This window comes from Caballeronia eucalypticola (assembly GCF_047608185.1).
GTDB lineage: Bacteria > Pseudomonadota > Gammaproteobacteria > Burkholderiales > Burkholderiaceae > Caballeronia.
Genome location: NZ_JBLKRU010000018.1, coordinates 58351 through 77657, shown reverse-complemented (window position 1 = coordinate 77657; position 19307 = coordinate 58351). Strand labels below are relative to the sequence as shown.

At 62.2% G+C, this 19307-nt stretch carries 14 protein-coding genes; 12 read left to right on the top strand and 2 right to left on the bottom strand.

Annotated elements, in window-relative coordinates; all coding sequences use genetic code 11:
- The first annotated feature begins 355 nt into the window (after positions 1–355).
- From ACMX25_RS21165 to ACMX25_RS21150, 4 genes are all read left to right on the top strand, one after another.
- Positions 356–955, top strand: coding sequence for a biliverdin-producing heme oxygenase (locus ACMX25_RS21165; protein WP_414952032.1), 600 nt, complete (start codon positions 356–358; stop codon positions 953–955).
- A complete protein-coding gene (locus ACMX25_RS21160; RefSeq protein ID WP_414952031.1) occupies positions 952–3408 on the top strand; it encodes an ATP-binding protein in 2457 nt (818 codons plus the stop codon). Before ACMX25_RS21165 ends, ACMX25_RS21160 begins: the two co-directional genes overlap by 4 nt.
- 75 nt (positions 3409–3483) lie before the next feature.
- Positions 3484–3948 carry a response regulator gene (locus tag ACMX25_RS21155; protein WP_414952030.1) on the top strand — a complete coding sequence of 155 codons (465 nt, stop codon included), beginning with the start codon at positions 3484–3486 and terminating at the stop codon, positions 3946–3948.
- Between the two features lie 136 nt (positions 3949–4084).
- A complete protein-coding gene (locus ACMX25_RS21150) occupies positions 4085–6025 on the top strand; it encodes a hybrid sensor histidine kinase/response regulator (RefSeq protein WP_414952029.1) in 1941 nt (646 codons plus the stop codon).
- 39 nt (positions 6026–6064) lie between these two features.
- Here ACMX25_RS21150 and ACMX25_RS21145 read toward each other — a convergent pair whose 3' ends face one another.
- Entirely contained in the window at positions 6065–6877 is an 813-nt protein-coding gene (locus ACMX25_RS21145) for an ABC transporter permease (RefSeq protein ID WP_414952028.1), read from the bottom strand.
- Complete coding sequence (locus ACMX25_RS21140) at positions 6874–7554, bottom strand: ABC transporter ATP-binding protein (RefSeq protein WP_414952027.1); 681 nt, start codon at positions 7552–7554, stop codon at positions 6874–6876. Before ACMX25_RS21140 ends, ACMX25_RS21145 begins: the two co-directional genes overlap by 4 nt.
- Before the next feature lie 214 nt (positions 7555–7768).
- On the opposite strand from ACMX25_RS21140, the gene ACMX25_RS21135 reads away from it, so the two are divergent.
- The 8 genes from ACMX25_RS21135 to ACMX25_RS21100 all read left to right on the top strand — a co-directional run bounded on the left by ACMX25_RS21135 (position 7769) and on the right by ACMX25_RS21100 (position 19303).
- Complete coding sequence (locus ACMX25_RS21135) at positions 7769–10174, top strand: AsmA family protein (RefSeq protein ID WP_414952026.1); 2406 nt, start codon at positions 7769–7771, stop codon at positions 10172–10174.
- 214 nt (positions 10175–10388) lie between these two features.
- Positions 10389–10661, top strand: a complete 273-nt coding sequence (locus ACMX25_RS21130) for a helix-turn-helix domain-containing protein (RefSeq protein ID WP_414952025.1) — start codon at positions 10389–10391, stop codon at positions 10659–10661.
- Entirely contained in the window at positions 10658–11935 is a 1278-nt protein-coding gene (locus ACMX25_RS21125) for a type II toxin-antitoxin system HipA family toxin (RefSeq protein WP_414952024.1), read from the top strand. The genes ACMX25_RS21130 and ACMX25_RS21125 overlap by 4 nt, the downstream gene beginning before the upstream one ends.
- A 598-nt stretch (positions 11936–12533) precedes the next feature.
- Entirely contained in the window at positions 12534–14159 is a 1626-nt protein-coding gene (locus tag ACMX25_RS21120) for a methyl-accepting chemotaxis protein (RefSeq protein ID WP_414952023.1), read from the top strand.
- A gap of 42 nt (positions 14160–14201) precedes the next feature.
- A complete protein-coding gene (locus ACMX25_RS21115) occupies positions 14202–14669 on the top strand; it encodes a chemotaxis protein CheW (protein WP_414952022.1) in 468 nt (155 codons plus the stop codon).
- A complete protein-coding gene (locus ACMX25_RS21110) occupies positions 14666–16183 on the top strand; it encodes a CheR family methyltransferase (protein ID WP_414952021.1) in 1518 nt (505 codons plus the stop codon). Before ACMX25_RS21115 ends, ACMX25_RS21110 begins: the two co-directional genes overlap by 4 nt.
- Positions 16176–16940 carry a chemotaxis protein CheW gene (locus tag ACMX25_RS21105; RefSeq protein ID WP_414952020.1) on the top strand — a complete coding sequence of 255 codons (765 nt, stop codon included), beginning with the start codon at positions 16176–16178 and terminating at the stop codon, positions 16938–16940. Before ACMX25_RS21110 ends, ACMX25_RS21105 begins: the two co-directional genes overlap by 8 nt.
- Positions 16937–19303 (top strand): hybrid sensor histidine kinase/response regulator, encoded by a 2367-nt coding sequence (locus ACMX25_RS21100; protein ID WP_414952019.1) that lies wholly within the window; start codon positions 16937–16939, stop codon positions 19301–19303. The genes ACMX25_RS21105 and ACMX25_RS21100 overlap by 4 nt, the downstream gene beginning before the upstream one ends.
- Positions 19304–19307: the final 4 nt, after the last annotated feature.

The window sequence follows — 19307 nt, the reverse complement described above, 5'->3', positions numbered from 1 at the left end:
GGTCAACAAAGCGCCTCTTGCGTAGAATGGGCGCGCGGTATTGGAATGCGCGCACGAACCGGTGCGAGCCAAGCTGGGAAAGGCGTTCGCGCCATCTGCTGCAGTTGTTTCTACCATTTTTGCGTGCGAGCTGAGTTGTGTATCGGTAATCCATGCCGATTCGGCGCGAAGTTCGAAGCGGCGACCCGAGCGTGTTCGATAGTTTTGATATCCCGCTGGCCGTAGTCTCACGTGGCAGCCCAAGTCGCAGCCACCTGAATTGCCGCAAAACCGCACGCCAAGTCCGCCATGGCTTCCCTGATCCGGTATCTGACTTCGGGTCCGACAACCCAGCGGCAAAACCTGATAAACGGACATGCAATACGATCTTCTGTCCCGCCTGAAAAACGAAACTGCCGAGTGTCATGAACGGCTGGAAAACGCACTGGACCTGATGCGCCGTGAGTGGTTGCGCGAGGACTATGTGGCCTTGCTCGAAGGCTTTTACGGATACGTCGCACCGTGGGAGGACGCGGCCGCAGCCTCCATGCCCGCCCATCTGCACGATTTTTTTGACGGGCGCCGCAAAGCGCCGATGCTTGAGTCGGATCTGGCGCACCTGACGGGCGATATCAATCGCGCGAACGGGGTCACAAAAGTTGAACAGTTGCCTGCGATGGACAGCATCGGCCACGTCTTCGGCTCCATGTACGTGATGGAAGGCTCCACGCTCGGGGGGCGTTTCATCGCGCCGCACGTCGCGACAGTGCTCGGCCTCCCAAGCGGTGCCGGCAACGCTTATTTCGAAGCTTATGGATTGCGGACGGGCAGCATGTGGAACGCGTTTCGCGAGACCGCGAGCGCGAACGTGCCGCCGCAGCAGTACGACGAAGCGGTGCAAGCTGCGATCGCCACGTTCGACGGGTTGCACGGCTGGCTCGACCCGGTTCGCACAGGATGGGGGGCAACGGCATGAGCAGCGCGTCAGAGCCGATGTCGCAGCAAACGGCGTCCATGCGCGGGTTGAGTGATCTCGACGGGTCGAGTTCGGGTGCGAACTCGGGCCCGGTGGCGGATCAGGCGGCGCTCGCTGCATCCGCGACCCTCACGGAGCGCGGTGCGGGCGCGACGAACGCGCAGTGCGACGCCGAACCTATCCACATTCCCGGCGGCATCCAGCCGCATGGTTATCTGCTTTGCCTTTCCGGCACGCTGACCATCGTCCAGGCCAGCGAGAATGTCGCCACGCTCGTGGGCAGGCCATTGGAGCAATTGCTGGGCGAACCGCTGGATACGGTGGTCGGCGCGGCTGCTGCTGCACGCGTGGCTCATGCTGCTGCCACGGCGATGCTCGACGAAGCGCCTCTATATCTCGGCGTGATCAGCAATCCGCTTTTCGTCCCGCGTGAATCCGCACAGGAGCACTTGTCCGCGGCAACGGACGGTCCTGAACTCGACATCACCATGCATCGGCACGACGGCAACCTGATCGTCGAACTCGAAGTGGCGCGGCATCCGACCGCGGACGTATTTGCATCGATGTATCCGCTCGTGCGTACCTTCACGCGCAGCCTGCAGGACGTGGTGACCTTGACCGAACTCGTGAACCTGGCCGTGCGCGAGGTGCGCGAAATGTCAGGTTTCGGCCGCGTGCTGATCTACAAATTCGATGACGAGGGCCATAGCCACGTGCTGGCGGAGCATATCGAGGACGGGTACACGTCGTTCCTGGATCAGTTGTTTCCCGCCTCCGATATCCCGCGTCAGGCCCGCGCGTTATATGTGAAACAGCGCGTACGGCTCGTCGCGAACGTGAACGCAAAAACCGCGCGGCTCGTTCCGCCCGTGAACCCTGCAACCGGCCGCCCGACCGACCTCACGTATGCCGCGCTGCGCAGCTTCTCGCCGATCCATCTCGAGTACATGCGCAACATGCGTACGCATGCGTCGATGTCGGTGTCGCTGGTCGTGCGCGACAAGCTCTGGGGTCTGATTTCCTGTCACGACCACGACGCGCGCCTCGTGCCGTTCGAAGTGAGGGTCGCGATCGAGCATCTTGGGCAGCTCCTGTCGCTGCAGCTCGAGGCGAAGGAAGAGCGCGCGGAGACGGCTTATCTGCTGGGCCTGCGGCGCACGATGTCGCAGCTCATGGCCGTGCTGGCTGAGCAAGACGACTACGTATCGGTTCTTAAATCGAAGCCCGGCGATTTGCTGTGTTTCGCCGGATCGACTGGCGCCGCGATCGTGGTGGAAGGCCAGGCCACGCTGGTGGGCTCCACTCCCGATGCACAGACCGTGCTCGCGTTGGCGCAATGGCTCGCGTCGAGCACGACGGGTGTCTACGCAACCGATTCCTTATCGAAAGAGTGGCCGCGGGCGTCTCATTACACGGACACCGCGAGCGGCATCCTGGCCGTGCCTATCTCACAGATTTTTCGCAATTACATCATCTGGTTCCGTCCTGAAACAACGCGCACGATCACGTGGGCGGGCGAACCGGTCAAAGGGGTGTCGAGTCAGTACGGCAGCGTGGCGCCGCGAAAGGACTTTGCGCCCTGGCTCGAAACCGTGCGCAACCGGTCGCTGCGCTGGCATCCGGTGGAGCTCGAAATTGCCGGCGAATTCCGCCTGGGCATGCTCAATATCGTGTTGCGCCGCGCCGAAGAACTGGCGGAACTCGCGAATGAATTGCGTCGTGCGAACAAGGAGCTCGAGGCGTTTTCATATTCCGTCTCGCACGATTTGCGCGCACCGCTGCGACATATTGCCGGGTATGGCGACTTGCTGCGGGAAAGCGAAGGCGAGACGCTGTCCGAGCGCAGCAAGCGCTTCCTGAACAACATGCTCGAGTCGGCGCGTTTCGCCGGCGTGCTTGTCGACGACTTGCTGACGTTTTCACAAATGGGCCGTGCCGCATTGCGCCCGGTGAGCGTCGACCTGAACCAGTTGGTGAGATCAGTCGCGCAAGAATTTGCCGCCGAGACAGCGAACCGGAAGGTGGAATGGATTATCCCGGAGATGCCGACGGTAACCGGTGACCCGGCGTTCCTGCAGATCGCGCTGCGCAATCTGTTCTCGAACGCGGTGAAATATACGCGTACGCGAGAATCGGCGAAAATTGAGCTGTTGGTGAATTCGACAGCCGATGAGTACATTGTCAGCGTGCGGGACAATGGCGTCGGGTTCAACATGAAGTACGTGAACAAGCTGTTTGGCGTGTTCCAGCGGCTGCATCGCGCGGAAGAGTTCGACGGCACCGGCATTGGCTTGGCGAACGTGCGCCGCGTCATAGAGCGGCACGACGGCAGGACCTGGGCCGAAGGCCGCGAAGGCGAGGGCGCCGCGTTCCACTTTTCATTGCCTAAGGTGTTCAGGGCGGAACCTGACGAAACCGCCGCCGGCAGGGTGCGTAAGCCGGGACTGCCTTAAACCCGGAACTGAGCGCCGAACCGATCTCACCACCGTGATCTCACCATCGTTTATTTCAACCCGTCATACCGGACCATGCTGAAACCCATTTTGCTTGTCGAAGACAATCCCAGCGATCTCGAACTAACCCTCGTGGCGCTCGGCAAAAGCCAGCTTGCCAACGAAGTGATCGTGGCGCGCGACGGCCAGGAAGCAATCGATTACCTGCGTTGCGAAGGCGAATGGAACGAGCGCAATCCAGGCAATCCCGCGGTCATCCTGCTTGACTTGAAGCTGCCGAAAATAGACGGCCTGGAAGTGTTGGAAACCATCCGTTCCACCGAGGCGCTGAAGGCGATTCCGGTGGTCATGCTGACGTCGTCGCGGGAGGAGCAGGATCTGGTGCGCAGCTACGCGCTCGGTGTGAACGCGTATGTGGTGAAGCCGGTCGAGTTCAACGAATTTGTGCAGGCGATTGCCGATCTCGGCGTGTTCTGGGCCGTGCTCAACGAGCCGCCGCCCGGATCAACGCGACTTCGCCGCCAGTTCGCGCCGGAGTGAATCTGGTGCACACTGGTGTCTTCCCCCTGCACGGGACCTGGCGTAGCCGCCGGGTCCCGCTGGTCCCTTCGTTGTTTTGCCCGATGCGACCTGCCCGGCAGTATCGCGTGTGCCGGCTCGCCTGAGTGCCCTGACCATGCAGCCTTTGCATCTGCTTCTCGTAGAAGACAACGCGCTCGACGCGGAACTGACCCTGACGCAGCTTGAACGAGCCGACTATAAGGTCGACGTGCAAATCGTCTATACGGAGCAGGGTTTCATAGCGGCGCTCGAGGCGTCCGACTTCGATGTCATCCTCGCGGACTTCGTGATGCCGGTGTTCTCCGGCGTCGAAGCGTTGGCGATCGCCCGCGAACGCGTGCCGCATACGCCGTTTATCTTCGTCTCGGGTGTGCTCGGCGAAGAGCATGCCGTCGACATGCTCAAGCGCGGCGCCACCGACTATGTGCTGAAGCAGCGCCTGCAACGGCTGCCTGCCGTCGTGCGGCGCGCCTTGACGGAAAGCACCGAGCGCCAGCAGCGGATTGCGGTTGAGCGCGCGCTGCGGGAGACCGAAACGCACTTTCGCTTGCTGGTGGATGCGCTGAAGGATTACGCCGTCATCACGCTCGACCAGGAAGGGCGGATCCGGACCTGGAACGCGGCATCGGAGAGAATTCTCGGGTTCGCGGCGCAGGATGTGGTCGGACGGTCGGCCGAAGTGTTCTACGGTCAGGAAGATCGTGACACCCATGTGTTTGCGCAGGAACTGGAAACGGCGCAAGTCGATGGCAGCGCGAGCGACGACCGCTGGCTCTGGCGCCGGGACGGGCGCTCGTTTTTTGCGTCGGGTGTGACAACAGCGATTCGTGCCGATAACGGCGAGCTGATCGGCTACTCGAAGATCATCCGCGACGTCACCGAAGAGCACATGGCCGCCGATGCGTTGCGCGTCGCGAAGGAACAGGCAGAGACCGCGAATCGGGCGAAGGATCACTTCCTGGCGGTGTTGTCGCATGAACTGCGCACGCCATTGACGCCAATCGTTGCTGCCGTGCGTTTGCTGGAGATACGCCACGCGTTGCCCGCCGATGCCCGGGCTACGCTCGAACTGATCCGCCGCAATGTGGAGCTCGAAGCGCGCCTGATCGACGATCTGCTCGACCTGACCAGCATCGCGCGCGGCAAGCTGTCGCTGAACTTTGCGAACGTGGTGCTGGAGACGCTGATGTCGAGCGCGCTCGATATGTCGGAGTCGGATCTGCGCGGCAAGGGCCTGACGCTGGAAACGATCTTGGGCGCTACTTCTACCTTGGTTTTCGGCGATGCCGCGCGCTTGCAGCAGATCGTGTGGAACCTGATGAAAAACGCGGTAAAGTTCACGCCGGCGGGCGGCCGTATTGCGGTGCGGATGTGGAATCCCAATGTATCGACTGTCGCGATTTCAGTCACCGATAGCGGCATCGGGATTAGCGCCGAAGCGTTGCCGCGGATCTTCTCGGCCTTCGAACAAGCCGACGATTCCATCACGCGGGCGTTCGGCGGATTGGGGCTGGGCCTGGCTATCGCCAGTACGCTTGCGTTGAAGCATGGCGGAACGCTCACGGCGCAGAGCGATGGGCGTGACAGGGGCGCGCGGTTCACGCTGACGCTGCCGCTCGTCAAGGCGGGGACGGAAGATGAAACGTCGCCTCGCGCGATGCGGGACCCCGATGAAATCGTGCGGTCGCTGAAGGTGCTGCTCGTCGAGGACAACGAATACACCTCGTCCGCCATGGCGCAGGTGCTGGAGTTGCTCGGACATCAGGTCGGCGTTGCCACCACGGTCGCGGAAGCGCTGGCTTTGGCGCGGGGTGAAACGTTCGATCTGCTGGTCAGCGATATCGGACTGCCCGATGGTAGCGGGCTCGAAGTCGCGCGCGCGTGGACTGACTTGCAACCCGGCAAACCGTCGGTTGCCATCACGGGATACGGCATGGACGAAGATATCCGTCGATGCCGCGATGCCGGGTTTTTGGATCACCTGACCAAGCCGGTCGACTTCGCGCGGCTGGAGTCGCTGATTCATGCGTTGGCGCAGCGGCCGAGCGGTGCTTAGTGCATGGGGTTTTCCAAGCCGTCGCTTTGCACGCTTCATTTATCCGCGCTTCGGCTTGTCCCGTTCCACGAGCTTCGACGCCATGAAGCGGTGTTCCGGCGAGAACAGCCGCCGGTAGGTCAGCAACACCGCGCCCACCGTTCCCAGAGCCGATGAAGCCGCGATAAAAAACATGATGACGATCTGATAGCGGACCGCCTGCAGCGGCGATTGCCCCGCCAGTACCTGGCCCGTCATCATGCCCGGCAGGCTCACGAGGCCGACTACGGTCATCTGGTTCAGCGTCGGGATCATGCCCGCCCGCACGGCTTGTCGCGCGGGTCCCTGAGCCGCTTCCCATCGCGTGGCGCCGAGCGCGAGCGACATCTCCACCGTGCCGCGTCCCGCCGTCAGTTCCTCCGTCATCCGTTCGATACCAAGCGATACCCCCGTCAGCGTGTTGCCGAGGATCATGCCTAGGATCGGTATGGCGTATTGCGGCTCGTACCACGGATGAATCCGGATCACGACGAACAATCCCACCGCGGCCACCAGCCACGAACTGACCCAGATCGACACGACGCTATCGACGCGCTGCCCGACGTACGTGCGCCTTCCGCGATTCGATGCCGACAGCCCCGCGATCAGCGTCATCAGCGCCATGAGCGGCAAGACGACGTACCAGCGTGAAAACTGGAAGACCCAGCCGAGCACGTACCCAATGGCAAGCAGTTGCACGACCGTGCGGACCGCCGCCCACATCAGCTTGCGCTCCAGGTCGAGCTTCAGCGCGATCGATAGCAACCCGTTGACCAGGATTAGCGCCGCCGCGATCCCGATATCGAGCAGACTCAGGTTCTGATAGCCGCTCATGACAAGGTTCCCGCGGTCATCACGAGCTGGCGCTCGCCAACACGCTGCGCCTGCGCCGGATCGTGCGACACCCAAATGCTGGCGCGTTCGCCCGGGTGTTCGTCGAACCAGGCGCCGACGAGCGCTTCTATTTCGAGCGCGGAAGCGGGGTCGAGCGATGCCGTCGGTTCATCGAGGAGCAGCACGTCGGGCTCCACTTGCAGTACGCGGATCAACGCGGCAATCTGCGCTTCGCCGCCCGATAGCTCGCTTGCGCGTTTATCGAGGAAATCGGCTTCGCGGCCGGCGCGCCGGGCCAGGCTGAGCACGCGCTCGCGATCGAAGCGTACGTCCTGGTACACCTTCAGCGAAAACGGGTAACGCAGGTTGTCTTCCACGCTGCCATCGAGCATGGCCGGGCGTTGCGCGATATAAGCAATTCGCCGCCGGTACGCGGGAATACGGGCGCGCGTGATGGTTTTGTCGCGCCACTGGATCACGCCGTCATCGGCACGATCGAGCAAGGCAAGCGCACGCAGGAACACGCTCTTGCCCGACCCCGACGGGCCGGTGACAACTGCACGCTGACCGCCTGACAAGGCAAACGACGTGGGATGCAGCAAGACTATGCCGCGCACGGGATCGCGGCGGGTGAGCGCTGTGGCGCGGATCAGGGGCGTGTCGGCTGGCGTGGACATGGCGAAGACAGGCTCGGGAATGGTCTCGGAGCGCAATCATAAATCAGCGATGCCCAAGCGATCCCGGGTGGGTTGCACTTGAGTCCGGATATGGCTGTATGCGCATCGGGGACGGCGTACGTGCGGGGGCTGACCGGTATGTAAAACCAGTCGATATCATCGCCGGGCACGGGACGTGCTGCCCGATGTTTCAAGAAAAATAGAGGGAGCCACTATGGCGCTTGGCCGGAAAATCGGAAAAACAGTCGCCTGGATCATTGGCATTCTGATCGTTCTGATCGCTGTGATGGTGATCGTTTTCTTAACCTTTGACTGGAACCGGGCCCGTCCCTGGGTCGACGATAAAGTCTCGCAGGCCATCGGCCGGCAGTTCCAGATTACAGGCGACCTGAAGGTCGGCTGGCAGCGGCCGCCCGGTGAAACCGGCTGGCGCCGCTGGGTTCCGTGGCCGCGTTTCTCGGCGGAAAAAATCACGATTGCGAACCCCGACTGGACTAAACAAAAGTTCTTCGCGACGCTCGACGAGATCGATTTCCAGGTCGAAATCCTGTCGCTGCTCGCGCATAACATTGTGATTCCATCGATCAATCTGGTGAATCCCTCAGTCGATCTGGAACGCCTGAAAGACAACCGCAATAACTGGACGCTGAAGTTCAAGCAATCGACTGAACCGTCGACTTGGAACCTTCAATTGCATGACATCGCGCTGAACCAGGGCAATATTGCCTATGCCGATGAAATCACGAAAGCGGACATGCAAGTCGTTGTGAATACGCTGGGCCAGATGATTCCTATCGGCGACGTGATGAAGCAGCAGGAAGCGGCATCGCAGAAATCGTCGGCGCAAGTGGTTGGCAAGAGCGGCGCGACCAAGCTGAACCAGCAAGTCGATAAAGCGGCGGCATCTGAAGCAGCGGCTGCCTCCGCGGCATCGGCCGCAGCCGCTGAAAATGCGAGCGCGCCGAATCCGGCGAGCGTCTCGGCGAACACCAGCATTACCACGAAGGAAGGGCCGAAGCCGCCCGTGCCGCCTTATGGCATCGGCTGGACGGTGAAGGGCAAATACAACAGCGTGGCGGTTTCAGGCGACGGCAAGGTCGGCGGCGTGCTGGCGTTGCAGGACGCCATGCGCCCGTTCCCCGTGCAGGCCGATATTCGTATCGGCGACACGCATATTGCATTTGTCGGGACGGTGACGGACCCGGCTCACCTCGCCGCACTCGACTTGCGGCTTTGGCTGCAGGGCGTGAGCCTCGAGCATCTGTATCCGATCGTCGGCGTGACGCTGCCGGCAACGCCACCGTATGCGACCGAAGGGCGGCTCGTCGGCCAGTTCAAGGCCGACGGCAATGTCTTCAGGTACGAGAACTTCACGGGCCGCGTGGGCGGTAGCGACCTGAACGGCTCGCTGACGTTCGTGGGACGCAAGCCGCGGCCCTTGCTCTCGGGCGAGCTTGTATCGAACCTGCTTCAATTCTCCGATCTCGCACCGATCATCGGCGCCGATTCCAACGCGAGCAAAGCGAAGCGTGGCGACACCGAGAAGCAACCGTCGTCGAAGGCGCTGCCGACCGAGGAGTTCAAGACTGATCGATGGAAGGCGATAGACGCCGACGTGAAGTTCACCGGCCGCAAGATCATCAAGGACCCGGCGCTGCCGATCACCAACCTCTATACGCACGTGCTGATGACGGACGGCGTGCTGTCGTTCGAACCGCTGTCGTTCGGCGTGGCGGGCGGGACGTTGTCGTCCAACATTCACCTCGATGGCAGCAAGGAGCCGCTCCAGGGCCGTTTCTCGACGTCGGCGCGACATCTGAAGCTCAAGCAGTTGCTGCCGACCGTCAAGACGATGCAATCAGCGCTGGGTGAAGTGAACGGAGACGCGGCGTTATCGGCGACGGGTAACTCGCCGGCCGCACTCGCCGGGACCATGAACGGCGAGATCAAGACGCTGATCACCGACGGCACGGTCAGCCGGCTGTACATGGAAGCGGCAGGGCTGAACGTGGCGAACGCGGTCTATGAAAAGCTCTTCGGCAAGCACGACGTGAAGATCAACTGTGCGGCGGCGGATTTTGTCGCGACGAATGGCGTGCTGGATTCGCGCGTCTTTGCCCTCGATACCGACGATGCCGTGATCAACATGGACGGCACCGTCAATCTGAAGACCGAGGAGATGGACCTGAACATTCATCCGCACACGAAGGGTTTCCGGGTGTTTTCGTTGCGCTCGCCGCTATACGTGAAGGGGACGTTCAAGGACCCGCATGTGGGCGTGAGTGCCGGCGCGCTGGCGGCACGCGGCGTGGCGGCGGTCGGGCTTGGTTTGCTGAACCCCTTTGCCGCGCTGATTCCGTTGATCGCACCGAGTAACAACAAACCGCTGCCGTGCACGCAAATGCTTGCCGATATGCGTACTGCGCCGTCAGCGCCGCCGCCGGGACAGAAGCAAAAGGCGAAGGGTACGCCCGGGTATATGGAGCCGGGGGTGACAAATCCGGCGGCCGGGTCCTCGTCGTCCGACAAGTCGAACGAGGCGACGAAAAGTGGAAAGGGAAGCTCGGCCCGTCCGGCAGTGTCGACGCCGGCCAGTGCGGCGCTTTATCGCGGCAGCTGATAGGCGGCACGGAGGTAACCCGTTTCGTACGATGAATCAATGGCGTCCAACTATTCAACACCTAAAAAATGCGCGTCTTGACGCGCATTTTTAACTTATATGTACAAAATGCGCAGTATGATGCGCATTTTGTCATGATCAATCGACAAAAATCGGTTAGAAAAAATGCGCATCATACTGCGCAAAAATCAAAAAAAGCCTACAATTGCGCATCATGACGCGCAAATACACAGACCCCATCAGCAATTTCGAGCGAGTGGCAGCGGAACTTCGCTCGCTCCGTCGTGAGCAACGCATGAGTCAGCAGACGCTGGCTGATCGCGCGGGCGTGGCCCGGCGCACAATCACCAATGCGGAGGGCGCGCAGAACGTCGGCCTTCATGAGCTTTGCCGGATCGCCAACGCGCTCGGCTACGACTTCACACTGCGCCCGAAAGACACGGTGGTCTACGAAGACCTCGACTTCTTCTTCAGGGAGGATGAATGAGCACGCCCTCGCCGCTTAAGCCCGCGCCGCCGTTCGACCTGGAACAGCTTTTCGGCAAAATCCGCCGTCTCGACGTTCACACGCCGCAGGGCATGGCCGGTTTGCTGGCGAAGGAGAGCACGTTCGTCTTCAACTATGGCGAAGTCGAGCCGGACGCGGCTGTTTCGCTGACCATGCCTGTACGGCGCAAGAGCTACAGCAGCGGCGCGCTGATGAACGTGTTCGCGATGAATCGCCCGGAAGGTTATTTGCGATACATCATCGAAGAACGGCTGGCCCGTTTCGGCACGCCCAGCGACATGTTCCTGCTGTTCCTCGCCGGACGAAACCAGATTGGCAGACTCACCTACGCGCTGCACGGCCAGACCGTGCCCGAAGGCGAAGGCGAGCGGCTTGACGAACTGCTGTCGTCGCCATCAGGACAATTGTTCGAGCGGCTGGTGAGCAAATATGCGCTCGGTTCGGGCATTTCGGGCGTGCAGCCGAAGACCGTCGTGCCGCTCGCTCCGGAGCGTCCCGCAAGCGTGGCAACGATCGACGCACACGCGGCCTTGCCGCTGACCACGGTGATCGTGAAGGCCGAGGGCGACGACTATGAGGGGATCGCCCGCAACGAATTCCTGTGCATGTCGGTGGCGCGCGAGGCGGGTTTCGACGTGCCGGATTTCTGGCTCTCCAACGACGGCCTGCTGTTCGTCATGGCGCGCTTTGACCGTGCGCCGGACGGCACGCCGCTCGGCTTCGAGGACATGAGCGTGCTGACCGGCAACGACAAATATCGCGGCAGCTACGAGATGATCGGGCGGGCGGTGGAGGTCTACACCGGCGCCGATTTCCGTGCGCAATCGCTGCGTCTGTTCGAGCGCGTCGCACTCTCGTGTTTTCTACGCGATGGCGACGCGCATATGAAGAACATCGGCATTATCTATAGCGATCCAACCGGCCCGCGCCGGCTCTCGCCTATCTACGATGTCGTCTGCACGGGCGTGTATCCGTTGCTGGACGGCCGGATGGCGCTGAACCTGAACAAGTCGAAGGTTTTCCCCGTGCCCGGGCAGCTGATTGCATATGGCGAGCGGCTGGGCCTAAAACGCACTGAAGCCGAAGCGATCCTGCTGCGTATCGACCAGGCATTCGATACCGTGTCCGAGCGCCTCAGCCACGACGATCGATACAAGGCCGACGACCTGCTCGAGCGGATTCGAGAGGTGATCCGTCGCACTGGCCCAATTCCTGTCGCTCATGTGAAGCGTCCGGCCTTTCGTGCTCCCTGAGACGTCAGCACCCGCAAAGCGCTGACGAGTCACCGCTTTTGAGTCACGTCGATTAAACCGTGCTGCGTCAGCGACTTAAGCGTTGAGCCCCGAGCTTATCAACAAGCCTGCCCACAATTACTGGGGATAACTCGCCGGTTGGTGCCGGGCCAGGCAACACACCAAACCGACACGCAACGCATGGTTCAAAACGAATCGATTCAAATCTGTGCTTATTTATCAACGACTTGAGAAGATAACCTCACGCTTGTCCACAGGTTCTTCAACAGTTTGTGTGCACAACTTCGGTGGCTAAAACACTCGAATCCGCATGCCCGGCGAGCTTTGAAGCGGCGCCTGAAAAGCGTTTCCGTTCAACGCGTTCCGGGGTTTGTCAGAAGGTTGTCAACAGGGTCGTCCCCAATTTCTGTGCACAACTTCGGCCACTGTCGCCATCCGCATGAATGCTGCGACTAGCAACAGTCGGACAAAAGCCTGTATTTATCCGCAAGGCGTTTCGTTTTCCGTCTTAAAATTGCGCCGCACCCCTTTGTCGACCGGGGTGCCGTGCGCTCGCTTACCGGCGCTCAAGCACAACCCTACTGAAAAAGGTTCATGCGTGAAGCAGTTAACCATTCGAAATCGGATTCTTGTGAGCTTCGGCGTGATCCTCGCGCTGATGCTGGTGATGGCCGTCTGTTCGTACATCCTTCTCGGTGCAATCGACCGGGATGCGCGCAGCCAGGAAGAAGATTCGTCGCCGGGCGTCTATCTCGCGACGACCATCCGGGCGGCGTGGTTTGAAAACTACACGGTGACCCAGCGGCTGATATTTATCGATACCGAGCCTGACCAGGTCCATCGCGACACCCAGCGCATTGCCGAAACCCGCGATTCGCTCGACAAGCTGATCGACCAGTACGCGTCGACGGTTTTCGATGAAACCGATCGCCGGCTCTTCAACGATTTCAAGCAGCAGCGCTCTCTTTATGCGCCGATCCAGGAGCAGATCCTGGCCGATATGCCGGCGTCGAAGGCGGCTGCCGTCAGCGCCTTCAACACCCAGCTCACGCCGGTCTGGGAAACGGGGCGGACCGTGGTGCGGGCGCTTGTCGAACGCAACAACGAGCAGCAGACGCGCTCGTCGAAGAGCATTCGCGATTCTGTCAGCAAGGCTGAGATCACGTTGCTCGTAGTCGTGCTGGCGACCTTCCTGGTGGCGGCATGGGCCGGCTTCCTGTTGCTCAGGGCGATCGCGGTGCCGATGCAGCGGCTGGTGGAGGTCGTCGATGCAATGCGTACCGGCGATCTGTCGCAGCGCCTGCAACTGGAACGCGGGGATGAATTCGGCGCGCTGGGAGCGGGCTTCAACCGCATGACCGACGAACTGACCGGCTTGGTCGGTCAGGCGCAGAAGTCGGCGGTGCAAGTCACGACATCGGTGGCGGAAATTGCCGCGACGGCCCGCGAACAGCAGGCCACGGCAAGCGAAACCGCCGCGACGACGACCGAGATCGGCGCCACGTCGCGAGAGATCTTTGCCACGTCGCGCGATCTCGTGCGCACGATGAACGAAGTGTCCGGCGTGGCCGAGCAGTCGGCGCTGCTCGCCGGAACGGGCCAAGTGGGCCTGACGCGGATGGAAGACACCATGCGGCTCGTGATGGAAGCCGCGGGATCGGTGAACGGCAAGCTCGCGATCCTCAACGAACGCGCGAGCAACATCAACCAGGTGGTGGCCACCATTACGAAGGTCGCAGACCAGACCAACCTGCTGTCGCTGAATGCGGCAATAGAGGCGGAAAAGGCCGGTGAATATGGGCGCGGTTTTGCGGTGGTGGCAACCGAGATCCGCCGTCTCGCAGACCAGACGGCGGTCGCCACTTTCGATATCGAACAGATGGTGAAGGAGATCCAGTCAGCGGTCGCGGCGGGCGTGATGGGCATGGACAAATTCTCCGAAGAAGTCCGGCGCGGCATGACGGACGTGCAGCAGGTCGGCGGCCAACTATCGCAGATCATCCAGCAGGTGCAGACGCTCGCGCCGCGGTTCGTCATGGTCAGTGAAGGCATGCAGACCCAGGCGACGGGCGCCGACCAGATCACGCAGGCGCTCGCGCAATTGTCCGAAGCCGCGCAGCAGACGGCCGAGTCGCTGCGCCAGTCGACGCAAGCTATCGATGACCTCACGCACACCGCGAATGGCCTGCGCACCGGCGTATCTCGCTTCAAGGTGGCGACGTAATGTCCCGCGCACTTTCCGACCATTCGATCGGCCACTGAGACCATGCTCTTCATCCAGTTCACGCTCGATAACGACCGCTATGTGATCGACAGTTCGCAAGTCGAGCGCATGCTGTCGCTTGTGCCGCTGAAGACCATGCCCAGCGTGCCGGATTGGGTCGCGGGTGTGCTGGAATATGAAGCGTTGCCCGTACCGGTCATCGACCTGGCTGCGCTCGCGTTGGGCCGGCGTTCGCACGAACGTTTGTCCACGCGCCTCGCCCTGGTGTTCTATCCGCATGAAGGCCCGACAGGTGTCGAACATAAGCGCCTCGGCATCTTGCTCGAACGCGCCACACGAACGCTGACACTCGACGTTGCCGCGTTCAGCCCTGCTGGTATCGAAGCGACTGACGCGCGCTATCTCGGGCCGCTCGCACGCGACGCTCAAGGTCTCGTTCAATGGGTCCGCATTGAACACCTGTTGCCGGAGCACGTGCAAGCGCAACTCTTTACGCAGAGCGAAGCATGAAGCACGGCACGCGTTCCGATCAGGCCCGTCGCGCGGCGCACGCGCTGGACAAGATCCACGCGCTGCATGAAAGCCGTCGCGAGCCGCTCCCGCACGCGCAAGTCGTGCAGTTCGCCGGGCTTTTACAACGGACCATGGGTCTGGACCCGGTGTCTATCGGCGAGAATGCGATCGAACGGGCCGTATCGGACCGGTTTGCGGCGTGGCGCGCGGCAGGTGCCGATGGCCTGGACGAATTGCGGGCCAATCTCGAAGCGTTCTGGCTGGTGGTGAACGGCGTGCCGGCCCAATTGCAGGCCTTGATAGAAGCAGTGGTTGTTCCGGAGACGTGGTTTTTCCGCGATACCGAGGCGTTCAACGCATTGGTCAAGCTGGCGCGGACGCGGCTGCTCGATCAGCCGTTCAAGCCGGTGCGAATCCTGAGCCTGCCGTGCTCGACGGGCGAGGAGGCTTACTCCGCCGCCATGGTCATGCTCGACGCGGGGATTGCGCCCGAGCGTTTTTCCATCGATGCCATCGATATCAGCGGCCACGCGCTCGATATCGCCCGCCACGCGCACTATGGCGGCAATGCGTTCCGCAGCCGTGCGCTCGGATTTCGCGAGCGTTTTTTCGCGCAGGCGGGTGCCCAATGGCGGCTGTTGCCGGAGGTGACGGAGCGAGTACAGTTTCGCCAGGCAAATCTGCTGACGCTCGATCCGCAGACGTTCGAACCCTTCGATTTTGTCTTCTGCCGCAACGTGCTGATCTACTTTGGCCGGCAGACGCAGCACACGGCCATGCGGGTGCTGGACGGCCTGCTCGCGCTGGGCGGAACACTGTTTGTCGGACCGGCGGAAACGGGGCTGATGATGCGTGAAGGCATGGCGTCGGCGAAACTGGTTCTGGCGTTCGCGTTCAGACGGCCGGAAGAGGGAGACGGGAGTGCTCGGCCGACGCTGACCAATGCGCGCAGTCCGGGCGAACAAAGTTTGGGTGTTCAGCCACGCGCATTGTTCGCTGCCATTGCCGCTGCAGAGCGGGCAATGGAATTTGCCGCGCGCGCGGCGACGCCAAAAGCGCCGGTGGAGCTTGCGTTTAGCCATCGAGGCGTGCCGGCTACGAACCTGAGCGATGCATCGCCACGCTCATTTTCATTCGGCGCGCCGCGCGCAGCGCCAGACATGTCGGTCCACGCACACTTTGCCGCCAAGCCGGGCACGCTCAAACAAGCCCAGGCACTTGCCGATGCTGGCGCCTTGCTCGAAGCCGCCGATATCGCGCGGTCCTATCTCAAGGCGCATCCGGCCAGCGCTGACGCGTACTACTTGCTTGGCGTGATCGCCGATGCACAAGGTGAGCAAAGCGAGGCGAGGGGGTTTTACAAACGCGCGCTTTATCTTGACCCCGGACATGGCGAGGCGCTGACGCATCTTGCCGCCGTGCTCAGGCTGGAGGGCGATAGCGCGGGCTCGCAGCTGTTGCTGGCCCGCGCTGAACGTGCCGAACGTGCATCAGGAGGCCGCCTTGAGTGATCCTCGCGACCTGAGTTTCGCCGCAGATATGGATGCTCCGATCGACGACTGCTGGAACCGCATCGGCGTTCGCGGCGATGGTTCGTGTCCGCGCCTGGCCGAGTACATTCATTGCCGCAATTGTCCTGTCCACAATGCCGCCGCGGCACGCGTGCTGGACCGCGAGCATTCCGCCGATACCGCGATCGAACACACTCCCCTGCATCGCCAGACGGCGCAGTCGCTGACCGAATATGCGGCTCGCGAGGCCGATGCCACGTCGTGGCTCGTATTTCGCATCGGCGATGAATGGCTGGCTTTGCCCACCGTGATCTTCCAGCAGGTCGCTCAGTTGCGCCCGATTCACTCGTTGCCGCACCGGCGTCATCGCGCGGTGCTCGGCGTGGTGAATGTGCGCGGCACGTTGCTCGTATGTGCGTCGCTGGCGCGCTTGTTCGGGATCGCGTCTGTGGTGGGTCAGGATGGACGCAGGCCGGAGCAGCAAGGTACCGACGCCCGGGATCTTGCGCGTTTGCTGGTCATCGAGCCGGGCACAGATGCTGGCGAGCACGGCGATCTTGGCAATCCGATTGTGTTTCCCGTCGATGCAGTCGACGGCGTGCATCGTTTTGCGCGCGCAGATTTCCAGGCGGTGCCGGCGACCATCGCCAGCATGTCGGCATCCCACGCGGTCGCCGTGACGGCGTGGAATGGCGTGACGGTCGGTCTGCTCGACGCGGCCAAACTCTTCGAGACCTTGAACCGGAGCTTCACATGAGCGGCGCTGAAACGGGACAGGGGTCAAGCCGCCGCCAGCCGTCGCTCATCGACTTGTTTCGCGAGGAAGCACGGGCGCAGGCTCAGATCCTGAGCGATGGCCTGCTCGCGCTGGAACGCGCCCCGCGCGATCCGGTGACGCTCGAAGCCTGCATGCGGGCGGCGCACTCGCTGAAGGGCGCGGCGCGGATCGTCGGCGTGCCGGACGGCGTGAGCCTCGCGCATGTGATGGAAGACTGCTTCGTCGGCGCACAACAGGGCCGCGTCAGCGTGGACGCCGGCATGATCGATGTGCTGCTGAGCGGCGTCGACCTGATCTTGAAGATCGGGCAGGGGTCCGGTGACGAAAGTTTGTCGCAAACCGACGTGGACGCATTCGTCGATGCCTTGAATGCACGGATGAACGGCGCTACGGTCGCGACGTCCGCATTGGTTTTAGACGTGCCTCAGTCTGGCGCTCACCTTAATCTATCGAATGAACTGACACTCTCCGCGCCGGTGGTCGAGCAAGCCGCGCCCGATCAGGCCCGTTCCACTGAAGTGCGCGAACCGGCCCGCATGCTGCGCGTTCGCGCCGATACCCTCGACCGCTTGTTGAGTCATTCAGGTGAATCGCTGGTTGAGTCGCGTTGGCTCAAGCCGTTCGCGCAATCCATGTTGCGCGTGAAGCGGATCCAGCGGGACGCCAGCCGGGCGCTTGATTTCCTGCACGAATCGCTGCACGAATCGCTGACCGAGGCGGCTGCCTCGGCAACGGGTTCATCGGCTGGCTTCTTGGCCCCGACTGCAACGGCAGCGCTCGACGCACGCACCCTCGATGCGCTGGACGAGGTGCGCCGCCTGAACGCGGAAGCGCATCGCCAGCTCGGTGAGCGTCTGGCCGAACTTGAAAACTACGACCGGCGTTCGACGCATCTCTCGCAGCAACTCTACGACGAAGCGCTTGAATGCCGGATGCGGCCTTTCGTCGATGCCACCGGCGGTTTTGCGCGCATGGTCCGCGACGTCGCGCGCTCGCTCGATAAACAAGTGCGCTTCGTGATTGCGGGCGAAGCGACGGAAGTGGATCGCGACATCCTCGACCTGCTCGACGCGCCGCTGGGTCATTTGTTGCGTAACGCCGTCGATCACGGCATTGAAGCGCCATCGTTGCGGCGCGCTCTAGGCAAACCGCCGGAAGGCACGATCACGCTGGAAGCCCGCCATAGCGCCGGGTCGCTTTTTATCAGCGTCAGCGACGACGGCGGCGGCGTGGACCTCGACGCGCTGCGCCGGGCCATCGTCCGGGAACGCCTTGCCAACGAGACCACGGCTGCACGTCTTGCGGATGCCGAACTATTGGAGTTCCTGTTCCTGCCCGGCTTCTCGATGCGCGATACCGTCACCGATGTCTCCGGCCGCGGCGTCGGCCTTGATGCCGTGCAGGACGTCGTGCGCCAGGTGCGCGGCAACTTGCGCGTTACGCAGGAAGCACTGGGCGGCACGCGTTTTGTGATGCAGTTGCCGCTAACGCTGTCGGTGATTCGCAGTCTGATCGTCGAAGTGGATGGCGAGCCGTACGGTCTGCCGCTCGCGCACGTGACACGCACGCTCGTGCTGCCGCGGGCATCGATCGACCAGCTCGAAGGGCATCAGCATTTCGCGTTCGAAGGGCGGCGGCTCGGCATTGTCACCGCTCACCAGATCCTGCGCTCAGGCTCGTTCGAAACCGCCCGCGACACGCTCAATGTCGTCGTGATCGGTCAGGGCGCGACGTGCTACGGCGTGGTCGTCGACCGCTTTCTCGGCGAACGCATGCTGGTCGTGCAACCGCTCGACAAACGCCTGGGGAAGATACCGAATATCGCGGCGGGTGCGTTGATGGAAAACGGTGATCCGCTGCTGATCGCCGATCTCGACGACTGGCTGCGCGCGGTCGAAAAGCTGGTTGTCGACGGCGAGCTTGGGCGTGTTTCTTCGGGCATGACGAGCGTGGTCGCCGCGTCGAGAAAACGCGTGCTGGTGGTAGACGACTCGCTCACTGTGCGTGAACTCGAACGCAAGCTGCTGGCCGGGTGCGGTTACGACGTGACGGTTGCCGTCGACGGCATGGACGGCTGGAACGCGGTGCGCAGCGAGCGCTTCAACCTGGTGATCACCGACATCGACATGCCGCGTCTTGACGGCATCGAACTGGTGACGCTGATCCGGCGCGATCCGCAACTGCGCGAGACCCCGGTGATGATCGTGTCGTACAAGGATCGCGCGGAAGACCGCCAGCGGGGGCTGGATGCAGGAGCGGACTATTATCTGGCGAAAGGCAGTTTCCACGACCAGACCTTGCTCGATGCAGTGCGGGATCTGATCGGCGAAGCGCAGTCGTGAGAAC